The 6263-nt window shown below is 63.1% G+C and carries 5 protein-coding genes; all 5 read left to right on the forward strand.

Features of this window, described 5'->3' with window-relative positions:
* Positions 1-333: PleD family two-component system response regulator (locus Q7T64_RS13030; protein ID WP_304796313.1), on the forward strand; the 333-nt coding region annotated here is incomplete at its 5' end.
* 33 nt (positions 334-366) lie between these two features.
* Positions 367-732 carry a response regulator transcription factor gene (locus tag Q7T64_RS13035; protein ID WP_304796318.1) on the forward strand — a complete coding sequence of 122 codons (366 nt, stop codon included), beginning with the start codon at positions 367-369 and terminating at the stop codon, positions 730-732.
* 9 nt (positions 733-741) lie between these two features.
* A complete protein-coding gene (locus tag Q7T64_RS13040; RefSeq protein ID WP_304796323.1) occupies positions 742-1311 on the forward strand; it encodes a chemotaxis protein CheW in 570 nt (189 codons plus the stop codon).
* Between the two features lie 59 nt (positions 1312-1370).
* Positions 1371-3611, forward strand: coding sequence for a methyl-accepting chemotaxis protein (locus Q7T64_RS13045; protein WP_304796329.1), 2241 nt, complete (start codon positions 1371-1373; stop codon positions 3609-3611).
* Between the two features lie 63 nt (positions 3612-3674).
* On the forward strand, positions 3675-6263 hold a 2589-nt coding region (locus Q7T64_RS13050; RefSeq protein WP_304796332.1), incomplete at its 3' end, for an Hpt domain-containing protein.

Raw genomic sequence — 6263 nt, forward strand, 5'->3', positions numbered from 1 at the left:
GATGATGGTTTCGATGCATTGGCTAAAATGAACGATCACCGCCCATCGCTGATTTTCTGCGACATCCTGATGCCGCGTCTTGATGGCTACCAGACCTGTGCGCTGATCAAGAAAAGCGCCCGCTTCCACGATACCCCGGTCGTCATGCTGTCCTCCAAGGATGGCTTGTTCGATCGCGCACGTGGCGCGATGGTCGGCTCGAATGCTTACCTCACCAAGCCTTTCACCAAGGACAGCCTGTTGAAAACAGTGCGCGAGTACACGGCAACCGCAACAGCAACAGCAAGCGCAAATCCAGCAGCCAGGGCCGTCGCCACCGAGTTGTCCCGCTAGATCATTCCCAGCTTCAAGCTAATAAAAAATCCCATGGCAATTCAAAAAATACTCGTTGTCGATGACTCGCCTACCGAGCGTTACTTCCTGTCCGACATCCTGATCAAGAATGGCTTCTCCGTTTCCACCGCCGAGAATGGCGAGGAAGCGATGACCAAGATCAAGGCCGACAAGCCGCAACTGATCCTGATGGATATCGTCATGCCGGGCCAGAACGGTTTCCAGGTGACGCGCGCCATTGCGCGCGATCCGGAAACACAAGATGTGCCCGTCATCATCTGTACCAGCAAAGGGCAGGAAACCGACCGGATCTGGGGACTGCGCCAGGGCGCACGTGACTACATCGTCAAGCCGGTCGATCCGCAGGAACTGCTGGCCAAGATTGCCGCACTCGGTTAAGCGGTCCTGATGACGCCGACGCAGGACATGCAGCAGATGCAGCGCCCGGAGGATCACGGAGTCCGGCGGCGTACCCGGATGCGCGAGTTCCAGTCGCAGCTGGTCGAGCGCATGCAGGCGGCCCGGTCCGGCGCGCAATCCCATGTCAACCAGCTCGGCATCCAGATCGGCAATTCCCGCTGGCTGGTGCGACTGCAGGATGCGGGCGAAATCGTCCCGGTCGGCGCAATCACCGCCGTGCCGCTGACCCAGGACTGGTTCCTGGGCGTGACCAGCATCCGCGGCAAGCTCGTCAGCGTCACCGACCTTGCTCGCTTCCATGGCGAGCCGGCCACGCCAATCGACAGGGACAGCCGCATCCTGGCCTTCGCGCCCGCGCTCGGCTTCAATGGCGGCCTGCTGGTGTCGCGCGTGCTGGGCTTGCGCAACATGAGCCTGATGCAGGAGTCTGCAGCCGCAGCAGGTGCGGACCTGTCGTGGTCCAGCGGATGCTACCTGGATGATGAAAACCAGAGTTGGAACCAGCTTGAGCTGGCTCTTGCAATACAGGATGCGCGCTTTTTGCACGTTGGCATTTAACGCCGGTGCCGCGCGACGGGCGCGGGCGGCAACAGGATTGGAAATCAGGAGATCACCCGATGGCGTTGAACCTCAGTTTTTTGTCGAAAAAGAAGGCAGCCGAAACCTCGCCGACCAGCGTCGACGACACCGGCCCGACGCCGCCGACTGAGGAGGGCGTGCCCGCAACCGGGCGTCGTTTCGGCAGTCTCTTCCAGCCAGGCGGCGAATTCCGGATGCCCCTGATCGGCGCATTGCCGGTCCAGAAGCAAGTCCGTGTGCTGCTTCTGACGCTGGCCGCATCGCTGATCCTCGGCGCGGTGTTTGTCTGGCTCAGCGCCAGCAAATCGATTGCCACTTCCAGCCAGACCCAGGTCGCCGGCGACGCGCTGATGCACTCGCAGCGGATCGGCAAGGCCGCACCGAATGCGATCCAGGGCAACGTGGAGGCGTTCAAGCAGCTCGAGAGTAGCCGCAAGGAACTCAATGCCGACTTCGATGCGCTGCAAAAAGGCGGCACCATCCAGGGACGCGCGATCGAAGCGCTCGATAGCGAGCCGATGGCCATCCTGATGCAATCGCGCAAGCTGTGGGCAAGCTCCGACAAGGCCGCCGCGGCCATCCTGAAAATGCGCAGCGAACTGACCGGCTTTGGCGCCACGCTCAAGACGCTCAACGAAATTTCCCCGACACTGCTCGAACTGACCGAGCAAATCGTTGCGCTCAAGGCGCAATCCGGCGCCACCCCGCGTGAAATATCCGCTGCCGGCATGCTGGTCATGCTGACCCAGCGACTGGCCCGCGGCGCCAACGAGTTCCTGACCTCCGACGGTGTGAGCCCGGAAACCGCGTTCCTGCTTGGCAAGGACACCAACACCTTCCGCGACATCATCGAGGGCTTCCTGAACGGCAGCGAAACACTGCGCCTGGGGGCCACCAAAGACCCGGAAACGCGCGAAAAACTGACCGAGTTGCAGAAAGTGTTCGGCGAGTACCAGAAGTCGGTGGCCGGCGTCCTTGGCAACCTGCAAAACTTCATTGCCGTCAAAGAGGCCGAGCAACTGATCTTTACCGAGAATGAAGCGATCAAGGAGCGCCTGTCGGCGCTGCAGGTGAACTTGCGCGAAGACGAAGTCGAATTCAACTGGACCTTCTACGCGATGCTGCTGGCCGCGCTGGTCGCCCTGGTGTCGGCTGCCGGTGTCGCTGTGGCGCTGCTGCAGGATAGCCGGGTGCGTACCCTTGAAGCCGATGCACGTCGCGAACAGGCTGACCTGCAAAGGCAGGAGGCGCAGGAGCATGAAGAAGACGCCAAGCGCACCAACGACCAGAACCAGGCTGCCATTTTGCGGCTGATGAACGAATTGCAGGAAGTGGCCGACGGCGACCTGACAGTCCAGGCCACCGTCTCTGAAGATATTACCGGCGCGATTGCCGACTCGGTCAACTACACGGTCGAAGAGTTGCGCGGCCTGGTCGGGCGCGTGACCCGCGTCGCCGAGCAAGTCACGTCGGCATCGGACCAGGCGCAAAACATTTCGGTCGGTTTGCTCGACGCCTCGCAGAAGCAGTCGCGCGACATCCAGGAAACCGGCCAGGCGGTGCTGACCATGGCGGCGCAAATTACCGACGTTTCGCGTTCAGCCAGTGAATCCGCAGAAGTCGCCCGACAATCCGTGAGCGCTGCCGAACAAGGTGCACGCGCCGTGGAAAACGCGATCAAGGGCATGAATGAAATTCGTGAACAGATCCAGGAAACCTCCAAGCGGATCAAGCGGCTTGGCGAATCGTCGCAAGAGATTGGCGAAATCACCGAACTGATTTCCGACATTACTGAACAGACCAACGTGCTGGCGCTCAATGCCGCCATCCAGGCCGCGTCCGCCGGCGAGGCAGGCCGCGGCTTCTCGGTGGTGGCAGAAGAAGTGCAGCGCCTGGCCGAACGTTCTGCCGAAGCAACCAAGCAGATCGGCGCACTGGTGCGCACCATCCAGACCGACACCCATGACGCCGTCGCCGCCATGGAGAAATCGACCCAGGGCGTGGTCGAAGGCGCGCGCCTGTCCGATGCTGCGGGCGCCGCGCTTTCCGATATCCGCAACGTGTCGAACCAGCTGGCAGAACTGATCCAGGGAATTTCCGCCGCCACCGAAGTGCAGGCGAGCTCGGCCAGCGGGGTGGCGCAGAACATCCAGAACATCCTGACGGTCACCGAGCAGACGCAGGAAGGCACGCAATTGACGGCGCGCTCGATTCACGAGCTGTCCAGGCTGGCCGAAGAGCTCAAGAGTTCGGTTTCCCGGTTTCGCGTTGCTGCCTGACCTTTGTCACATCGTGCGCCGGGTGGCCGCGTTGCCGCCACCCGCTGAAATACCGAGGCAGTCATGACACCGCTTTCCAGCCCGCCAGCCCAGACCAACCGCTTCGACACCGGATCGCTGTCGTGGGTGATGATTGAAATCAGCGAAGCGCTGAACCGCTCGCGCGCACTTGTCGACGAGGCACTGAAACACGATCCCGAGGCGCAGGCAACTGCGCTGCGCCAGGCGCGCGCCTACCTGCACCAGGCGCACGGCGCCTTGCAGATCGTCGACATCGACGGCGTGTCGGTGCTGACCGACGCCATCGAAAAGATGCTCGATTGCGCACTCGAAGGCAAACCCGCTTTCAGCGACGCGATGGCGCAGTCGTATGGCAGCGCGTGTATTGCGATCGTCGAATACCTGGAGGAATTGCTTGCCGGTGCCTTGCACCAGCCAGTGCGGCTGTTCCCCTATTACAAGTCAGTACTGCAAGCGTGCGGCAACGACAAGGCGCATCCGTCCGACCTGTTTTTCCCTGATCTTGCCATCCATCCGCAATTGCCGGTCGCCAGCAGCGCAGCGGGCGCGGTCGACTTTGCCTCGGTGCGCCAGCGCTTCGAGCGGGCCTTGCTGCCGTTCCTGCGCAGCACGGACGCCGCTGGCGAACGCCTGGCGGCGAGCGGCATGGCGGCCCTGGTTGCCGAAGTCGAGCGCGCACAGGCAAGCCCGGAGGCGCGCCGCTTCTGGTGGGTGCTGCGCGGGTTTGCTGAAGGTGTCGCCAATGGCGACATACCGGTCGAGGTCTACGCCAAGCAATTGTTCGGACGTATCAATCTGCAATTCCGGCGGCTGGCCGACGGCGCCCAGGGCGCGGTTGACCGGCTGGTGCGTGACGCGCTGTTTTTCATTGCCGCATCCCCGCAAGCATCCGGCCGCACCGCCCAAGTGCGCAATGCCTACCAGCTTGAGGGGCAAGTCCCGCAGGACTATGAACGCAAGCGCTATGGCCAGGTCGACAGCGCCTTGCTGGCGGCGACCCGCGAAAGCCTGAACGACGCCAAGAATTTCTGGGGACGGCTGGTCAATGGCGACGACACGGTTGGCGCCCAGTTCGAGAAAGCGATGCAGGCTCTGGCAGAAGCGGGCGCTCGGCTGCACGCGCCTTCGCTGGAAAAATTGCTGCGTGAATTGAATGGCATCGCCCGTGCAGCGCACAGCAAGCCAGGCCAGGCACTCGCGCTGGAAATGGCAGGCAGCCTGCTGTTCGTCGAGAATGCGCTGAACCACACCAGTCGGCTGTCGGAGAGCTTTGCCGGACGGGCAGAAGCACTGACGGCGCGCTTGCTGTCGGTCATCGCCGGCGGGCAACAGGAATCCGGGCAGATCCAGTGGCTGGACGACATGTCACGAGACGCCCAGCAAAAAGAAACCGTCGCCGTGCTGGCGGGGGAAATGCGCATCAGCCTGAACCAGGTCGAAAAGGGCCTGGAAGAATTTTTCGAGGACTGCACCCAACGCGCGGCGCTACCCGTGGTCGACAGCACCTTGCACCAGATTGAAGGCGCGTTGTCGATCCTCGACCAGGAACAGGCGCGCCAGGCGATCGTCGACACGCGCGCCGCGGTCGCCCGCTTCGCTGCCCTGCCACTTGAGCAAGCTGCGGCGCCGGCAGAATCGCAGCGTGTGGCACGCAACCTCGGTGCACTGAGTTTCTATCTGGAGGCATTGCAAAAGCAGCCCAATGCCGCCGGCGAGCGCTTCAGTTTCGACCCGGCGACGGCAATCTTCCAGGCGCGCCTGATCGAGTCCGATCGTCATGCACAGCTCGACGTCGTGGTCGATCCGTTGCCTGAATTGCCCGACGCCGGCAGTACTGCGATGGCCCCCTTGCCGGGCTTGCCGCCGGTACCGGCCATCGAGCTGCCTGTGATCGAGCCGGGTATTGCCGCCGCAGTCGCCGTTGCGCACGACGAGTCACCGCGCTCGTTGCCGTCCTTGCCCTCGCTTGACCTGGCGTCAGACCAATCGCAGGCGGCACCGACGGCCGGGCCGTCGCCGTCTGCCGATCCCGATTTCGATGCCGAGCTGCTGGAAATCTTCCTCGGGGAAGCCGACGAAGTACTTCAGTGCGTACGCGAAACGCTGCCGCTGCTGGAAGCGCAGCCGTCGCACGAGGGCCACCTGGTCACGCTGCGTCGTTCCTTTCACACGCTCAAGGGCAGCGGCCGCATGGTCGGCCTGGCAGCGCTGGGCGATGCGGCATGGAGCATCGAGCAGGTACTGAATTTGCGCCTGGCCGATGGCACAGCGGCGACGCCGCCGCTGACCGCCTTGCTGCATGCCGCGGCGACGCTGCTCGGACAATGGGTTGCCGACCTGCGTGCGCACGGCACATCGGACTGCCTGCCCGATGCGCTGGTGGCGGCCGCCAGCCGGGTCAAGGATGGCCAGAATTTCACGATGGATGGCGAGGCTGCCGCGGATGCGTCGCCGCCGCCCGCCGATTTTTCGATGTTTGCTCACCTTGAGCAGGCAGGCACGCTCACCATCGATGAAGAGATCGTGGCCTCGCTGCCTGTGGCGGACCAGCCGGCGGAGGTCGTGGAGAGCGGCCAGGAGCAAGAGGCAGGATTGCCCGTGCTCTCGTTCGACGCCGGCGATTCCAACGAT

Origin of the sequence: Lacisediminimonas sp., from assembly GCF_030645335.1 — a bacterium.
Classification (GTDB): Bacteria; Pseudomonadota; Gammaproteobacteria; order Burkholderiales; family Burkholderiaceae_D; genus Lacisediminimonas.